The following is a 15,250-nucleotide window of genomic DNA, read 5'->3' on the forward strand; positions in this document are numbered from 1 at the left end:
GTATTGAGCCTGATTTTCAACTTTCGGCGGGCACTGCGTCTTGCCCGCCTCAGGCCGCGAGCGAGGCGAATGCGCCGCGCGCCGCGTCGATTGTGGCGTCGATGATCGCGTCGTCGTGCACGATCGAAACGAAGCCCGCTTCATACGCCGACGGCGCGAAGTACACGCCCGCGTCCAGCATCTTGTGGAAGAACGCATTGAAGCGCGGCACATCGCTCTTCGTGACTTCGGCGAAACTGGTCGGAACCGATTCCGTGAAGTAGAGGCCGAACATGCCGCCGAGCGAATCGGCCGCGAATGGCACCTTCGCCTCACGCGCGACGTTCGCGAGACCTTGCGCGAGACGCGTGGTGCGGGCGGCGAGCGTGTCGTAGAAGCCCGGCGCCTGGATCAGTTGCAGCGTCTTCAGGCCCGCGGCGACCGCGATCGGATTGCCCGACAACGTGCCCGCCTGGTAGACGCCGCCGAGCGGCGCGAGGTGGGCCATGATGTCGCGCCGGCCGCCGAAAGCCGCCGCCGGCATGCCGCCGCCGATCACCTTGCCCAGACACGTCAGATCCGGCGTGATGCCGTAGACCTCTTGCGCACCGCCCAGGGCGACGCGGAAACCGCACATCACTTCGTCGAAAATCAGTACCGAGCCATACTCGGTGCACAGGCGGCGCAAGGCTTGCAGGAATTCAGGCGTGGCGCGCACGAGGTTCATGTTGCCGGCCACCGGCTCGACGATCACCGAAGCGATCTCATTACCGAACGCCTTGAACGCTTCTTCGAGTTCTACGACGTTGTTGTACTCGAGCACCGTGGTGTGCTTGGCGATATCGACGGGCACGCCCGCCGAAGTCGGATTGCCGAACGTGAGCAGGCCGGAGCCGGCTTTGACCAGCAGGCTGTCCGCGTGGCCGTGATAGCAGCCTTCGAACTTGACGATGCGGCTGCGGTTCGTGAAGCCGCGCGCGAGGCGCAGCGCGCTCATGGTCGCCTCGGTGCCGCTCGAGACCATGCGGACCTGTTCGATCGACGGCACGAGTTTGCAGATTTCTTCGGCGATTTCCACTTCCGATTCGGTCGGCGCGCCGAAGGAGAAGCCGTTGGTCAGCACGCGCTGAACCGCTTCCAGCACTTCCGGGTGGACGTGGCCGAGGATCATCGGGCCCCACGAGCCGATGTAGTCGGTATAGCGTTGTCCGTCCGCGTCCCAGAAGTAGGGGCCTTGTGCGCGCTCGATGAAGCGCGGCGTGCCGCCTACCGAACGGAATGCGCGGACCGGCGAGTTCACGCCGCCCGGGATGGTGCGCTGCGCGCGGTCGAAGAGGGTCTGATTTCTGGACATGGCGATGGCTGGAATGTGGGTTGCGCAGCGGCACGGGTGCGGTTTCTTGCGCTCCGCGCGGCGCTGGGGGTTGGTGGGGAAATTGTACCGGAGTCAGCGTGAAGAGGTTTTGGGTTTGACCTTGCTGGGGCGGGGTTGCTGTTTCCTGTGCCTATCCTTGATTTCCCGGTGGTCTATTAGTGTTGCCCCTGTGCGGGGCGGCACCTACTTTTCTTTGCCTGCCGCAAAGAAAAGTAGGCAAAAGAAAGCGGCTTAAACCGCCAGCTCATAAGCGGGTCCCTCGCGCAGTCGCGGTAGTGGTGCGTCTGGAATCGGTCTTCTCGCACATTCAACCCCCGTGACAAAGGAGTCATACTTCCAGCGGCGCTGCGCGCGCTGCAGCGGTACTTCACCAACCTCGCGCCGACGTTTAGACCTTATGCGTGCGTTTTACCGCTGATTTCTTCATCGGAAGCTCCGGCTGCGTCCCCGCGCGACCTTCTGTCGCGGTTTTCTCCGCCGCCGCCTTGTGAGCCGTTACCTTGCTGGAGCGAATGAGGCCCCCCGGTACGTCAAGCCGAGGCGGTTTGCGCTTGCCAGTGAGTTCAGCCCAGCGCTTTTCGAGCGCGCCTTCGGCGATTGGCTTGATCACGGTGCCTGAACTCTGCGCGTCCCACGTCTGCACGGAAAACGGATGCGTGCGCAACATCTCCCGTGGAATCACGACCCCCTCGTGTGCGTCGACCACCCAGTCGTACACGAAGTCGATGCACAGCCGGTAACCGCGCTTCGTCGCCGAGTCGGGGACTTCATACGGCGCGCGCGTGACGTAGCCCGAGCCGAAAATGCCCTTGGGTTCCTGGGCGACACGGTGCAGGAACACGCGATCGCCCGGCAGGATGCTGCGGGCAAATCCGCAACCCCACACGTCAGCCACCGCTACGCCTGCGGCGACTCGCTTCGCCACGTCGGGCAGCTCGGGCCACGGCCATTTCTTCGGGCTCCAGATCAACAGGAAGGCAGTCATGTCAGGGGCGGGACAGGGTAGTGTGGAAGGGCGCAGCGGACAGCCTGGCGTCACGCGCCGGGGCGGCCGGGGCGTTCTGGCGGCAGCTTAACCGATCGGCGGCGCGCTTGTCGCGGAGCATGGGCGGGCCGCCCAGCCAGGCACGAGCGCGGCGGATGGTTTAACCGTCGCGTACAATTGGGGCCGTCAAGCTGCTGTTTTCCCGGTTTCACCGCGTTTCGCTGCCGATGACGGCGCGGCGCTTCATCTGGATTCCCATGTCTCACGTCACCAGAAGCCGGCCCGATGGCCGGCTGATTCTGTTGCTCGGTGCGCTTGCCGCATGCGGGCCGATTTCCATCGATATGTATCTGCCGAGCCTGCCGACCATCTCGCAGGCATTCGCCATCAGCAACGGCGCCGCGCAAACTACGCTCACCAGCTTCATGTTCGGCTTTTCGATCGGCATGCTGCTCTATGGTCCGCTGTCCGACACCTATGGCCGCCGGCCTGTGCTGCTCGGCGGCATCATCATGTACGCGCTGGCGAGCGTGGCCTGCGCGTTGTCGTTTTCGATCGGATCGCTGGTGACGTTCCGCTTCGTGCAGGCACTCGGCGCGGGCGCGGCCTCGGTGCTGGCGCGCGCGATCGCCCGCGACGCGCATGGGCCGACCGATGCCGCCCGCGTGCTGTCGATGCTTGCCATCGTCACGGCGATCGGACCGTTGCTCGCGCCGCTGATCGGCGGGCAGTTGCTGTTGATCGGCGGCTGGCGCGTCGTCTTTGTCGTGCTGACGCTGTTCGGCACGCTATGCGCGGTGACCGCGTTCCTCAAGGTGCCGGAAACGTGGCCGCCCGAAAAGCGCGCGCACTCGGCGCTGCTGAAATCGTTCGGTGCCTATGGCAAGTTGCTGCGCGATCCGGTGGCGTGGGGCAACATGCTGTGCGGCGGTATGGCGTTCGCGGCGATGTTCGCCTACATCACCGCGACGCCGTTCGTGTACATCGAATATTTCCATGTATCGGCGCAGCATTACGGCTTTCTGTTCGCGCTGAATATCGTCGGCATCATGTTCGGTAACTTGATGAATACGCGCCTTGTCGGCCGGCTCGGCTCGCTGCCGATCATTTCTTTTGCCGCGACCGTGAGTTGCATCGCGTCCTTGTTCGTTTGTCTCGTTTCGCTGACGGGGTGGGGCGGCTTGTGGTCGATCGTCTTCGGGTTGTTCTTCGTGGTCGGCGTGGTGGGGCTATTGTCCGCTAACTGCACGACCGATCTGATGCATCGGTATCCGATGAATGCCGGCGCCGCGGCCGCCGTGTTCGGCGCAGTGCAGTTGGCGCTCGGCGCGTTGGCGAGCCTCGCCGTCGGACTCTGGCAGGATGGCTCGCCCAAGGGCATGGGCATCGTCGTGGGCGTGGCGGGCGTGTTGTGTTACGTCGGCCGGATACTGGTCGTCAAATGGCATGGAATGAAGGCGCCCGTCGCTGCCGTTTGAGATGGCGTGTCGTTTTGTGAGGCGGGAGTCCTTCGCTAATGGCGGATCATTGTTCCTTAGCCGAAACGCGCAGCAAGCTTGCTTCTGCGTCCCGCGCTAACCAGCGTGCCTACGGAAAACACCAGGTGTTGCGCGCGCGCGACCGTGCGTTTCGAATTGCATTGCTATGATGGAGTCACTGTTCCTCGGAGCGGCAATCATGGCGATCAGAGATTTGATGAACGGCGAGCGGCAACATGCTGCCTTTGCCGAAGCGCAGAAGCTGGCAGACAGCGGCGCCTATCACGATTACACAGACATCGAATACGTCTTGCGCTTTGATTACGGTTTGTCTGATGTTTCAGCGCTGCTCGACAGCCAGTTGATACATCGCGACCTGAATCGGCGTTGCGCCGATGCGCGTGAGAAGCTGGACGTGCCTGCTTAACGTGTGACATGCGCGGTGTGACACGCGCGGTGAGTCGCATGCGGCGTCTGGCGCGTTGCCATGCGCCGCGAAGGCGCCATCCACTTTGGAGTTGTATACATGGCTGTTAGCCAGCACGATCCGCATCTGCCGCACACGGACAATCCCGCTGCGTTGGCAAAACCGGGCGGCCATTACAGTCACGTCGCGATCGCGAACGGCTTTGTTTTCGTCTCGGGGCAGTTGCCGATCAACGCGCAGGGCGAGAAGCTCTCAAGCGCTTCGTTCGAAGATCAGGCCGAGCAGGTGCTGGCGAACGTGCAGGCTGCGCTCGAAGGTGCCGGCAGCAGTATTGCGCAACTGGTGCAGGTGCGCGTCTATATTGCCGACGTCGAACACTGGGCGAGCTTCAATCAGATTTACGCGCGTTGGGCCGGCGATGCTCGGCCGGCACGTGCCGTCGTGCCGGTTCCTCATTTGCACTACGGATTGAAGGTCGAGGTCGAGGCGACCGCGCTGGTTTAAGTCGTGGCTGCGGATTCGAGGCGTCGCAGCCTCAGTGAATGATGAGCCCGTTGAACTGGGCATTGCCCACACCGGACGCGATATTCACGCCGACGTTGCCGCTCACTGCCGCCAGTGAGCCGGCACCGAGTTTGGCGGTTGTGCTGCCCGTCAACTGGGCGACCGTATGCAGATCCTGTTGTGAAGTGATCGCGGCTTGCGGCGTGGTGATGAGGGCGATCTGGTTGGCCTGCGCATTCAGCGCACCGGCTGCGAGGTTTACGCCGATGTTGCCGCTTGCGCCTCGCAGCGCATTCGCGCCCACAGTCGCTGCGGACCCGCCAGCTTTCGCGCTGCCGCCTACGTCTTGCAGATTCGACAGCGTGGCCGAGCCGAACACCGTTGCGCTATCGTTGTCGGACGGTGCCGTCGACGCGCCTGCAAACGCGGATGACACGGCCGTGCTCGCGGCAACCCAAATCAACGCAACGGCTAAAGTACGGACTTTCATGAGCGACTCCCTGGCGTGTGTTGACAGCACAGATAGTCTTGATATCGACCATGGGAGCGAGATGTTGAGGGAGGGGTTCCCCTTAATGCGGGCGGTGCCGAGAGATTGTCTGGTACGAACTTGGCCAAGAATGAGCGCGGCCAGAAATTACCACCTTCCGTGACCGCCGTAATAACCGCCGACGCCAACACCCACGCTGACACTCGGGACGGCGTAGAAGCCGGGGGCATATCCGTATGCCGGTGCGACGACGCATCCGGAAAGGCCCAAGGCGAAACCTATCGTTAACAGTCATTTGAGCATGGTTCCTCCCTCTTTATGACTTGGAGGAGCCGGGAGCGGCATTCGTCCGGCCTGCCGCACGGCAGCAAATAACAGCAAATTACGAAGCCTCGGTTTATTCGGCCTTCATTTACAGTTGCTTACCCGCGCAACGCGTTGCGCCGTGACAGATCCGGACGGCGCTCTGTAGCAGAGCTTCTGTTCAGGGCGTGCTTGCCACCTGGCAGGTCAGTGCTCACGGGCGCTTGATCCAGTTAAAGTTTTGTTAAACATCCGTCCCAAAAATGGACTTTTGTTCTAGACAGCGGTAAATGTCAAACTCCTCTTGTTGTGGAAGTTGAATAAAAATGGCATGGGACAAAGTTGGAGCAGTACGTTACCTTCAATCGCATGCGCAGCCAGCAAGCATAGGTAGGTGCGCGGAGTACACGCGGCGTGCCATTGAGTGGGGTGGTCTCCAGCTTGTGCGAACTGGGTCAGCGAGAAACTACAGTTCGTCACTCATTTGCGTTGGCTTTTACGAAGTGCACGGTAATCCGCAGCGCGGCGATGTGATCGTGATCCAGTCAATTTCGGGTCACCCAGACGGACACATGGCGATGTTTGACGGACAAATCTGGATATCTGATTTCAAGCAGATGCATGGCTTTTACCCCGGACCGGCATATAGAACTAGCCAACCGACTTACAAAATGTACCGGCACGACTGACGATGAGCAAATATCTTCTGCTGGCCTATGCCGCGCTGACTCTCGCTTTAGGTGTGATTCAGCCCGCAACTGCATCAGGGCCAAACACTCCGGAGGCCGTCGTACGGGCGTTTTACACGTGGTATCTCGAACGGGAGGGCGGGCCTTACCAGTTGACGGATAACGCCATTTATCGTTACGTGGCAAAGCCGACTGTTGATAATCTGAGGGACGATTACAAACATAACCGGTTGCCGGGCGGGAGTGACTATTTCACGCGGGTCCAAGACCTTGACGAAAACGCATGGCTTAACAACATGGCCTTGCACCCGACCGTTGCGCTTGATGGGGTGGCAGTTATCGCCGTGACGTTTGGTGCAAAGGAAAAAAAGAATCTGGTCGTGTTCGTGCGGCAGGAACAGGGGCTTTGGAAAATCATCAAGGTAGAGGATACAAACAACTATCTGGGCTATCACCAGTACGATGTTTCCGACTAACCTTATTTCAGAATACGCTGCCTCTAACCGCACCGAATACCCGCCTCTCGAGGCGAGAGGCTTTGTTCCTGGACGATGGCGCTTGCGGCATTGGCGGGTTATTTGGTGGCCAGAAATCAAAAACGGGCCAACAGGCCCGTTTTCATTGATCGTCTGGCGGAGGCGGTGAGATTCGAACTCACGGAAGGATCACTCCTTCGCCGGTTTTCAAGACCGGTGCCTTAAACCGCTCGGCCACACCTCCAAGCCGTAAATTGTAACCTGAAAAATCCTCGTTGCGGCGCCCGGTCGAGCTGCAATCACTGCGGATCTTTCAGAAACAGCCCTTGCAGGTCATTCAGAAACGCCTGGCCAAGCGGCGTCGGTGCGATCTTTTCGTGGTCGCGCGTGATCAGCTTGCGCCGTTCCGCTTCCTGCAAAGCCGGTTCGATCGAGGTCATCGAAAGCCCCGTGCGCTCGATAAAGCGATGCACTGGAAACCCTTCCACCAGCCGCAGCGCGTTCAGCATGAACTCGAACGGCAGATCGCGCGGCCCGACCTCATGCTCTTCCTGCACGGCCGTGCCAGCCTTGGCCTGCTCGATGAAGGTGGCCGGATGTTTGTAGCGCACCTGACGCAGCACACGGTTCGGAAACGACAGCTTGGTATGGGCGCCCGCGCCGATGCCCAGATAATCGCCGAAGCGCCAGTAGTTCAGATTGTGCTTGCTCTGCCGATGCGGCTGCGCGTAGGCAGACACCTCGTAGCGTTCGTAACCGGCGGCCGTCGTGCGTTCGTGAATCCAGTCCTGCATGTCGGCGGAAGCGTCGTCGTCGGGGAGCGCGGGCGGGAATTTCGCAAACAGCGTGTTCGGTTCGAGCGTGAGGTGATACAGCGACAAATGCGGCGGCGCGAACGACAACGCCGTCTCCACGTCAGCCTGACATTCCGCGAGCGTCTGCTGCGGCAGCGCGAACATCAGATCGAGGTTGAAGTTGTCGAAGGTGGTCGCGGCCACGTCGACCGCATGGCGTGCTTGCGTCGAGTCGTGAATCCGGCCGAGCGCCTTCAGATGCGCTTCATTGAAACTCTGGATGCCCACCGACAGGCGATTCACGCCGCTCGCGCGAAACTGCGCGAACTTGGCGGCTTCAAAAGTACCGGGGTTGGCCTCAAGCGTGATTTCCGCGTCGGCGTCGAGCGGCAGCAGGGCGCGCACGTCGGACAGCATCCGGTCGAGCCCGGCCGCCGACAGCAAGCTGGGCGTGCCACCGCCGATGAACACCGTATGCACCTGGCGCCCCCACACGAGCGGCAGCGCCATCTCGAGATCGGCGCGCAGAGCGTCCAGATACTCGGTCTCCGGGAACGTGTCGCCTTTCCACTCATGCGAGTTGAAATCGCAGTACGGGCACTTGCGCACGCACCACGGAAAATGCACATACAGTGCCAATGGCGGCAACGACGTCAGGCGAATGCTGCCCGGTGACGTGAAAGCCTTGATGACGCCATTGCCGATGTCGGCAGGCGTCGATTTGATCGGAATCACGCTTCCTCCGTCAAACGCGCGAGCAGTTGGCGCAATGCAATCGCGCGATGGCTGCTGGCGTTCTTCACCGCCGGTTCGAGTTCCGCGGCGCTCGCATTCAGCGACGGCAGGAAGAAGTACGGGTCATAGCCGAAACCATTCGCGCCGCGTGGCGCATCCAGCATTTCGCCGTGCCAGCGGCCTTCGGCGATCAGCGGTTCGGGATCGTCCGCATGACGCACGAGCGCCAGCACGCAGTAGTAATACGCGCGGCGATCGGTTTCGCCCGCCAAGGCCGAAACGAGCCGTGCATTGTTCGCCGCATCGCTCTTTTCGCCGCCGGCAAGCTGCGCGTAACGTGCCGAATAAACGCCGGGTGCGCCACGCAGCGCGCGCACGCACAAGCCGGAATCGTCGGCGAGCGCGGGCAGGCCGGTGAGCTTCGCCGCGTGACGCGCCTTGGTCAGCGCGTTTTCGACGAAAGTCGGATGCGGCTCTTCGGCTTCCGGCACGTTCAACTCGCCTTGCGCAATCAGGTCGATGCCGGCCGCGCCGAGCAGTGCCGCGAACTCGCGCAGCTTGCCCGCGTTGTTCGACGCCAGCACGACCTTCTTCAACGGCGAGTCAGACGCAACAGCGCCGCGGTTTTGACGACCCTCACTCACTCTTTTGCTCCAACGCTGCTTTCTGCATCGCGATCAGCGTGTTGATGCCGTCGCTCGCCAGATCGAGCAGCGAATTCATTTCATCGCGTGAGAAAGGCACGCCTTCGGCCGTGCCCTGAACTTCGACGAAGCCGCCCGCGCCTGTCATCACCACATTCATGTCGGTGTCGCATTGCGAATCTTCATCGTAATCGAGATCCAGCACCGGCAAACCGTCGTACACGCCGACCGAAATCGCCGCGACGTAATCGACGATCGGCGAGGTTTCGATGCGGCCCGTAGCCAGTAATTTGGCCACCGCGTCATGCGCGGCGACGAACGCGCCGGTGATGCTGGCCGTGCGCGTACCGCCGTCGGCCTGGATCACGTCGCAATCGATATGCAGCGTGCGCGCGCCGAGCTTCTCGAGATCGAACACCGAGCGCAGGGCGCGGCCGATCAGACGCTGGATTTCTTGCGTGCGGCCGGTTTGCTTGCCGCGCGCGGCTTCGCGGTCGCTGCGGGTATGCGTGGCGCGCGGCAGCATGCCGTATTCGGCGGTCAGCCAGCCCTGGCCTCGGTCGCGCAGGAACGACGGCACGCTCTCGGCGATGCTCGCCGTGCAGATGACCTTGGTGTCGCCGAATTCGACCAGCACCGAGCCCTCCGCATGCTTCGTGTAGTGGCGCGTGATGCGCACGTCGCGCAGCTGATTGGCCTGGCGGCCGCTGGGGCGTTGGGTGTTATTGGTCATGTTGGGATCGGTCTGGAAGAAAAGCAGGAGGGAAAGCGCAATTTTACCGCCGATCGCGCCAGGCGCGGGTCGGCCTGTCCGCCGGACCGCTGCCCGCATGTGCGCGGGCTCCGCGCGAAGCAGCACCTCGCGCGTGGTGGCCCTCGTGCTGCCTTGGTGCTGCCCTGGCTTGAAGCGGCCTCGTCGGTAAAAATGGGATAATGCGGATTCCCCGCCCCGCGTCTCGTACACGCCGGGCGATTCGACTCTCCGGCCATCGTCGAACGCATGGCCACAATCGCGAGAAATACGATGATCTACAGCATGACTGGCTATGCGAGCGCCACGCGCGAACTCGTCGCGGCCTCAGGCACCGGCGGCGTGAGCGTATCGGTCGAACTGCGCACAGTGAACTCGCGCTTTCTCGATCTGAACTTCCGGATGCCGGAAGACGTGCGCGTCTGCGAACCGACGCTGCGCGAAATGCTGATGAACAAACTCTCGCGCGGCAAGGTCGATATCCGGATCAACCTGCAACGCAGCGAACAGTCGGCCAACGCGGGTTCGGTCAGCCGCGATGCGCTGACGCAACTCGCGCTGCTCGAGCGCACCGTGCTGTCGACGTTCCCGGAAGCAGGGCGCCTGCGCACCGGCGAAATTCTGCGCTGGCCGGGCGTGCTGGCCGAAACCGGCGTGGCGCCGGAAGTGCTGCGCGACGCGGTGCTTGCATGTGGCAAGCAGGCGATTGCCGATCTGATCGATGTGCGCGGCCGCGAAGGCGCGCAACTGGCGGCGGTGCTGCTCACCAACGTCACCGAGATGGAAACGATCGTTACGAAGATCACGCCGCTCGTGCCGGAACTGATCGCCAAGCATCAGCAGAAGATCGTCGAACGTCTGCAGGAAGCGCTCGGCATTGCCGCGCCCGACACGGCCGCGACGATCGTCTCGCGCGAAGAAATCAACGAACGGATTCGCCAGGAAGTGACGATGTACGGCATCCGTATCGATATCGCCGAAGAACTGTCGCGACTCACGGCTCACCTGAACGAAACGCGTCACGTGATCGAGAAGGGCGGCAAGGTCGGCAAGCGGCTCGACTTCATGATGCAGGAACTGAATCGCGAAGCGAACACGCTCGGCTCGAAGGCGGCTGCGAAGGAACTGGCCGATTCGTCGATGACCCTGAAGCTGCTCATCGAACAGATGCGCGAGCAAGTACAGAACCTGGAGTAAGGCAGGAGCCCCAAGAACATGACCGACCACACACGCGAAACCAGCGCACCGCGCAACCCTTACGCCGGTGCTTATCCCGGCAACCTGTTCATGGTGGTCGCGCCTTCGGGCGCGGGCAAATCGACGCTCGTGAACGCGCTGCTCGCCGGCGACGACGCGATCCGTCTGTCGATTTCCTACACGACGCGGCCGCCGCGTCCGAAGGAGCAGGACGGCGAGCACTATCACTTCACCACGGTCGACGATTTCCTCACGCGTCACGCGACCGGCGAGTTTCTGGAAAGCGCGGAAGTGCACGGCAACTACTACGCGACCTCGCGCGTGTGGATCGAAGAGCAGATGAAAAGCGGGCATGACGTGCTGCTCGAAATCGATTGGCAGGGCGCGCAACAGGTGAAGAAACAGTTTCACAACGCCGTAGAAATCTTCATCTTGCCGCCGTCTCTCGACGCACTCGAAGAGCGTTTGAAAAAGCGCGGCCAGGACGAACCGAATGTGATCACACGACGTTTGCTCGCGGCCGGCAGCGAGATGGCGCACGCGGCCGAAGCGGAGTACGTCGTGATCAACGACAACTTCGATCGCGCGCTCGGTGAACTGCGGTGCCTCGTGGCCGCGACGCGTTCGCGCTTCGCCTCGCAATACGCGCGCCACACGCAGCTTTTCGTGCAGCTCGGCATTCACCTGCCACACGCGTGAGCGCGGCGGTGGTTCGAGCACATAAGGTAGAATAAGCAACATACTGAGAAGGAACCCAACATGGCCCGCATTACCGTCGAAGACTGCCTCAAACAGATCCCGAACCGTTTCGAACTCGCGCTTGCCGCGACCTATCGCGCGCGCCAGCTCGCGCAAGGTCACACGCCGAAAATCGAAAGCCGCGACAAACCCACGGTTGTCGCGTTGCGTGAAATCGCAGCTGGCCAGGTTGGCGTCGAAATGCTGAAGAAGGTGCCGGTTTAAGGCGCCCTGTTCCGTTTCGATTGCCGAATTTGCCGCACCAATTTGCTACACGTAATTGCATCAACGTGCAGACCGGCGTCCAACCCTAACCGCTACGGAGGCGAAAATGAGTACTACCCCGCCCACCGCCACGGAAGTGGAACACGACGCCGACTTGCCCTCATCTGCACGGAAGTACATCGACGCGGTCCTCGAACAGTCGTTTCGCCATCTGTTCGGGCCGACCGCCACGCCGGAGCAACCGCGCCGGCATGACGTCGTATCGATCGCCAAGCTAACCGCCGTTCTGTCCGGCTATTTGCAGCCGGAAGAAATCAAGGACATCAAGGCGGCGTTCCATTTCAGCGACGAAGCCCACCTCGGCCAGTATCGCCAGAGTGGCGAGCCCTACATCACGCATCCTGTCGCCGTCGCGGAAATCTGCGCCGGCTGGAATCTCGACGCCCAGTCGATCATGGCAGCGCTGCTGCATGACGTGATGGAAGACCAGGGCGTGACCAAGGCCGAACTCGCCGAGCGATTCGGCGCGAAGGTCGCGGAACTGGTCGACGGGTTGTCGAAGCTGGACAAGATGGAGTTTCGCAATCGCGAAGAGGCGCAGGCGGAAAACTTCCGCAAGATGCTGCTCGCGATGGCGCGCGACGTCCGCGTGATTCTGGTGAAGCTCGCCGACCGGCTGCACAACATGCGTACGCTGGGTGCGGTGCCGCATGAAAAGCGCCGCCGTGTGGCGCGCGAGACGCTGGACATCTACGCGCCGATCGCACACCGGCTTGGCCTGAACAATACCTATCGCGAGCTGCAGGACCTGAGCTTCGCGAACTTCAACCCGCATCGCTACGCCACGCTCGAAAAAGCCGTCAAGGCCGCGCGTGGCAACCGGCGTGAAGTCGTCGGCAAGATTCTGGAGTCGGTGCAGCGCGCGATTGCCGACGCGAAGCTCGACGCCGAAGTCACCGGCCGCGAGAAAACCATCTTCAGTATCTATAAGAAGATGCGCGACAAGCAGTTGTCGTTCTCGCAGGTTCTCGACGTGTACGGCTTCCGGGTGGTGGTCGAAAGCGCGCTCGAGTGCTACACCTGCATCGGTGCGCTGCATGCACTCTACAAGCCGGTGCCGGGTAAGTTCAAGGATTACATCGCGATCCCGAAGGTGAACGGCTACCAGTCGCTGCACACCACGCTGGTCGGCCCGTTCGGCGCGCCGATCGAGTTCCAGGTGCGCACGCGCAAGATGCACGAGATTGCCGAGGCGGGGGTTGCCGCGCACTGGTTGTACAAGAACGGCGGCGCGGATCTGAATGATGTGCAGAAACGCGCGCACCAGTGGCTCAAGTCGCTGCTCGACATTCAGAGCGAAGCGGGCGATTCGAGCGAGTTCCTGGAACACGTCAAGATCGATCTGTTCCCGGACGCGGTCTACGTGTTCACGCCGAAGTCGAAGATCATGGCATTGCCGCGCGGCGCCACCGCGCTCGACTTCGCGTATTCGATCCACAGCGACCTGGGCAACCAGTGCGTCGCAGTGAAGATCAATAACGAACTGCTGCCGCTTCGCACCGAGCTGAAGAGTGGCGACATTGTTGAAGTGATCACGGCGCCGTATTCAAAGCCGAATCCGGCTTGGCTCGGTTTCGTGCGCACCGGCAAGGCGCGTTCGGCGATCCGCCATTATCTGAAGACAATGCGTTTGAACGAGTCTGTACAGCTCGGCGAACGCCTCGTCGACCAGGCGCTGAAGGGCTACGGGTTGGCACTGTCGGACGTGACGCCGGAAGCGTGGGAAAAGCTCGTGCAGTGGACGGGCAACAAGAATGGCCAGGAAATCTTCGCGGATATCGGTCTCGGCCGGCGTGTCGCCGCGGTCATGGCCAAGCGTATCGAAGTGTTGATGAGCGGACGCGACGCCGACGACGACGGCTCGCGTTCCGACGGCACGGCGCCGCATGCGCCGCCGGTCGTCATCACCGGCACCGAAGGCATGTCGGTGCAGTTGTCCGCGTGCTGCCGTCCGATTCCGGGCGACGACATCATGGGCTACATCGGCATTGGCCTCGGCATGGCAATCCACACCACGGACTGCCGCGTTGCGCAACGTATCCACCGGCGCGATCCGGGCCGCTGGATCGACGTTGCGTGGGCGCCTCAGCCAGGGCGTCTGTTCGACGTCGCGGTGAAAGTGCTGGTCAAGAATACCAAGGGCGTATTCGCCCGCGTGGCTGCCGACATCACGTCGGCGGATGCGAACATCGTCCACATCGCGATGGACGAAGACCTGTCGCAGGAATCCACGGTGTTGCGCTTCGTGATCCAGGTGAGCGATCGCGTCCATCTCGCCAACGTCATGCGCCGCGTGCGTACGAATCCGGATGTGATGCGCATTGCGCGCGAGCGGCCGAGCGAGGAAGGGCATCACCGTCACGATGGCGGGATGCGGATCGACCGCGAGCGGGCGGATTACTGATCTGACGGCTGGCTGAGTCTGTTCGGTTCGAATGGTTTCAGGCACCCGGGTTCGAATCTGAACGCACCCGCCCCGCCGCCAGCGAATCTCACCCGAAAATTCCGTCCGTTTTTTCGGGAGAACGCTTATGAACGTAGCTGACCTCACCGGCATGGCGCTCGACTATTGGGTCGCCCGCAGCCTGCATGACTTCGTGCGCGAAATCTACTTTACCGACAGCGGCGAGACCGTCTATATCCGCGGCAATGACCGCGGCCGCCCGTGGGACGGCCGTTTTACGCCGTCCGCCTCATGGGAAGCGGCTGCCGCGGTGCTGGAGCGGGCGCAACGGCTGGAGGTGCGTGAGCGGACCTATCTTGGCGCCGCACACTGCATCGCGGAATTCGAAGGCGGTCATCGAACAGTAGAGGGGCGGGGAGATTCGCTACGGGTCGCGCTGCTGCGGGCGTTCGTCGAAAGTCGTTTCGGCGATAGTGTGGACGATGTGTTGCGCGAGGCGCAGGCGGTCACCGGCGAGCGTGCGGCGCCGATCGGTGAGGAATCGGTGGGAAGTTCATTCGAGGATATCCCCAGTCCGGACGGGCAGATCGGTGATATTCAGTCTGCGCCACGATAGGTGCCGTGACGCTCGCCGGGTCCTGAAGACCTGACGGGGAGGGGTATAGAAGCAAAACGGTCGCGCAAAAACAAAGGGCCTTCCGATCGGAAGGCCCTCTATAGGTGGTGCGGCTGGCAGGATTCGAACCCACGACCCCTTGGTTCGTAGCCAAGTACTCTATCCAACTGAGCTACAGCCGCACGCTAAACAGGTGACGCTAATACGATGATACTGCAATGAAACCGGGCAAAACGTAAGGGCCTCCCCGGAGGGAGGCCCTCGAATAAGTGGTGCGGCTGGCAGGATTCGAACCCACGACCCCTTGGTTCGTAGCCAAGTACTCTATCCAACTGAGCTACAGCCGCACGCAGAAACGAGATTATAGCAAAGGTTTTCAA

General features: G+C 61.8%; 15 protein-coding genes and 3 tRNA genes. 9 read left to right on the forward strand and 9 right to left on the reverse strand.

The annotated features are described in order from the left end of the window. Window positions 1-49: 49 nt before the first annotated feature. Entirely contained in the window at window positions 50-1,333 is a 1,284-nt protein-coding gene (hemL, locus tag KHO23_RS30845) for a glutamate-1-semialdehyde 2,1-aminomutase (protein WP_211616254.1), read from the reverse strand. Window positions 1,334-1,742: 409 nt separating this feature from the next. After that, window positions 1,743-2,339, reverse strand: coding sequence for a hypothetical protein (locus tag KHO23_RS30850; RefSeq protein ID WP_211616256.1), 597 nt, complete (start codon window positions 2,337-2,339; stop codon window positions 1,743-1,745). 257 nt (window positions 2,340-2,596) lie between these two features. Here KHO23_RS30850 and KHO23_RS30855 point away from each other — a divergent pair, with 257 nt between their 5' ends. From KHO23_RS30855 to KHO23_RS30865, 3 genes are all read left to right on the forward strand, one after another. Then, complete coding sequence (locus KHO23_RS30855; protein WP_211616258.1) at window positions 2,597-3,817, forward strand: Bcr/CflA family multidrug efflux MFS transporter; 1,221 nt, start codon at window positions 2,597-2,599, stop codon at window positions 3,815-3,817. A 199-nt stretch (window positions 3,818-4,016) separates the two neighbouring features. Further along, window positions 4,017-4,244: a hypothetical protein gene (locus KHO23_RS30860; protein WP_172310606.1), complete on the forward strand. Its 228-nt coding sequence runs from the start codon at window positions 4,017-4,019 to the stop codon at window positions 4,242-4,244. A 99-nt stretch (window positions 4,245-4,343) separates the two neighbouring features. After that, window positions 4,344-4,748 (forward strand): RidA family protein, encoded by a 405-nt coding sequence (locus tag KHO23_RS30865; RefSeq protein ID WP_211616260.1) that lies wholly within the window; start codon window positions 4,344-4,346, stop codon window positions 4,746-4,748. 31 nt (window positions 4,749-4,779) lie between these two features. Here the strand turns inward: KHO23_RS30865 and KHO23_RS30870 are convergent, their stop codons facing one another. Further along, window positions 4,780-5,238, reverse strand: a complete 459-nt coding sequence (locus KHO23_RS30870) for a hypothetical protein (protein ID WP_211616262.1) — start codon at window positions 5,236-5,238, stop codon at window positions 4,780-4,782. A gap of 994 nt (window positions 5,239-6,232) precedes the next feature. Here KHO23_RS30870 and KHO23_RS30875 point away from each other — a divergent pair. Beyond that, window positions 6,233-6,706, forward strand: a complete 474-nt coding sequence (locus KHO23_RS30875) for a DUF3828 domain-containing protein (RefSeq protein ID WP_211616264.1) — start codon at window positions 6,233-6,235, stop codon at window positions 6,704-6,706. A gap of 154 nt (window positions 6,707-6,860) precedes the next feature. Here the strand turns inward: KHO23_RS30875 and KHO23_RS30880 are convergent. The 4 genes from KHO23_RS30880 to rph all read right to left on the reverse strand — a co-directional run bounded on the left by KHO23_RS30880 (window position 6,861) and on the right by rph (window position 9,612). Continuing rightward, window positions 6,861-6,950 (reverse strand) — tRNA-Ser (locus tag KHO23_RS30880). Window positions 6,951-7,005: 55 nt separating this feature from the next. Beyond that, window positions 7,006-8,235, reverse strand: coding sequence for a radical SAM family heme chaperone HemW (hemW, locus tag KHO23_RS30885; RefSeq protein WP_211616266.1), 1,230 nt, complete (start codon window positions 8,233-8,235; stop codon window positions 7,006-7,008). Further along, the gene (gene rdgB, locus KHO23_RS30890; RefSeq protein ID WP_211616268.1) at window positions 8,232-8,879 is read right to left on the reverse strand and encodes an RdgB/HAM1 family non-canonical purine NTP pyrophosphatase; all 648 of its coding nucleotides are present in this window, start codon (window positions 8,877-8,879) and stop codon (window positions 8,232-8,234) included. Before rdgB ends, hemW begins: the two co-directional genes overlap by 4 nt. Continuing rightward, window positions 8,872-9,612 (reverse strand): ribonuclease PH, encoded by a 741-nt coding sequence (gene rph, locus KHO23_RS30895; RefSeq protein ID WP_211616270.1) that lies wholly within the window; start codon window positions 9,610-9,612, stop codon window positions 8,872-8,874. The genes rdgB and rph overlap by 8 nt, the downstream gene beginning before the upstream one ends. A gap of 291 nt (window positions 9,613-9,903) precedes the next feature. Here rph and KHO23_RS30900 point away from each other — a divergent pair, with 291 nt between their 5' ends. From KHO23_RS30900 to KHO23_RS30920, 5 genes are all read left to right on the forward strand, one after another. Next, the gene (locus tag KHO23_RS30900; RefSeq protein ID WP_211616272.1) at window positions 9,904-10,827 is read left to right on the forward strand and encodes a YicC/YloC family endoribonuclease; all 924 of its coding nucleotides are present in this window, start codon (window positions 9,904-9,906) and stop codon (window positions 10,825-10,827) included. 18 nt (window positions 10,828-10,845) lie between these two features. Beyond that, complete coding sequence (gene gmk, locus KHO23_RS30905) at window positions 10,846-11,526, forward strand: guanylate kinase (RefSeq protein WP_211616274.1); 681 nt, start codon at window positions 10,846-10,848, stop codon at window positions 11,524-11,526. Between the two features lie 60 nt (window positions 11,527-11,586). After that, window positions 11,587-11,790, forward strand: coding sequence for a DNA-directed RNA polymerase subunit omega (gene rpoZ, locus KHO23_RS30910; RefSeq protein ID WP_006025620.1), 204 nt, complete (start codon window positions 11,587-11,589; stop codon window positions 11,788-11,790). 106 nt (window positions 11,791-11,896) lie between these two features. Further along, the gene (locus KHO23_RS30915; protein ID WP_211616276.1) at window positions 11,897-14,254 is read left to right on the forward strand and encodes a RelA/SpoT family protein; all 2,358 of its coding nucleotides are present in this window, start codon (window positions 11,897-11,899) and stop codon (window positions 14,252-14,254) included. 127 nt (window positions 14,255-14,381) lie between these two features. After that, complete coding sequence (locus KHO23_RS30920) at window positions 14,382-14,870, forward strand: phage protein NinX family protein (RefSeq protein ID WP_211616278.1); 489 nt, start codon at window positions 14,382-14,384, stop codon at window positions 14,868-14,870. Window positions 14,871-14,975: 105 nt separating this feature from the next. Here the strand turns inward: KHO23_RS30920 and KHO23_RS30925 are convergent. Further along, window positions 14,976-15,052, reverse strand: a tRNA-Arg gene (locus tag KHO23_RS30925). A gap of 88 nt (window positions 15,053-15,140) precedes the next feature. After that, window positions 15,141-15,217, reverse strand: a tRNA-Arg gene (locus KHO23_RS30930). Window positions 15,218-15,250: the final 33 nt, after the last annotated feature.

It is taken from the genome of Paraburkholderia haematera, assembly GCF_905220975.1.
GTDB lineage: Bacteria > Pseudomonadota > Gammaproteobacteria > Burkholderiales > Burkholderiaceae > Paraburkholderia > Paraburkholderia haematera.

Bases quoted from the DNA above. Each gene is read 5' to 3' on its own strand.
- KHO23_RS30855 (WP_211616258.1), top strand. From the start codon at position 2,597: ATGTCTCACGTCACCAGAAGCCGGCCCGATGGCCGGCTGATTCTGTTG.
- rph (WP_211616270.1), bottom strand. From the start codon at position 9,612: ATGACCAATAACACCCAACGCCCCAGCGGCCGCCAGGCCAATCAGCTG.
- gmk (WP_211616274.1), top strand. From the start codon at position 10,846: ATGACCGACCACACACGCGAAACCAGCGCACCGCGCAACCCTTACGCC.
- KHO23_RS30865 (WP_211616260.1), top strand. From the start codon at position 4,344: ATGGCTGTTAGCCAGCACGATCCGCATCTGCCGCACACGGACAATCCC.
- KHO23_RS30915 (WP_211616276.1), top strand. From the start codon at position 11,897: ATGAGTACTACCCCGCCCACCGCCACGGAAGTGGAACACGACGCCGAC.
- rpoZ (WP_006025620.1), top strand. From the start codon at position 11,587: ATGGCCCGCATTACCGTCGAAGACTGCCTCAAACAGATCCCGAACCGT.
- KHO23_RS30850 (WP_211616256.1), bottom strand. From the start codon at position 2,339: ATGACTGCCTTCCTGTTGATCTGGAGCCCGAAGAAATGGCCGTGGCCC.
- KHO23_RS30875 (WP_211616264.1), top strand. From the start codon at position 6,233: ATGAGCAAATATCTTCTGCTGGCCTATGCCGCGCTGACTCTCGCTTTA.
- hemL (WP_211616254.1), bottom strand. From the start codon at position 1,333: ATGTCCAGAAATCAGACCCTCTTCGACCGCGCGCAGCGCACCATCCCG.
- KHO23_RS30860 (WP_172310606.1), top strand. From the start codon at position 4,017: ATGGCGATCAGAGATTTGATGAACGGCGAGCGGCAACATGCTGCCTTT.
- KHO23_RS30920 (WP_211616278.1), top strand. From the start codon at position 14,382: ATGAACGTAGCTGACCTCACCGGCATGGCGCTCGACTATTGGGTCGCC.
- KHO23_RS30900 (WP_211616272.1), top strand. From the start codon at position 9,904: ATGATCTACAGCATGACTGGCTATGCGAGCGCCACGCGCGAACTCGTC.
- KHO23_RS30870 (WP_211616262.1), bottom strand. From the start codon at position 5,238: ATGAAAGTCCGTACTTTAGCCGTTGCGTTGATTTGGGTTGCCGCGAGC.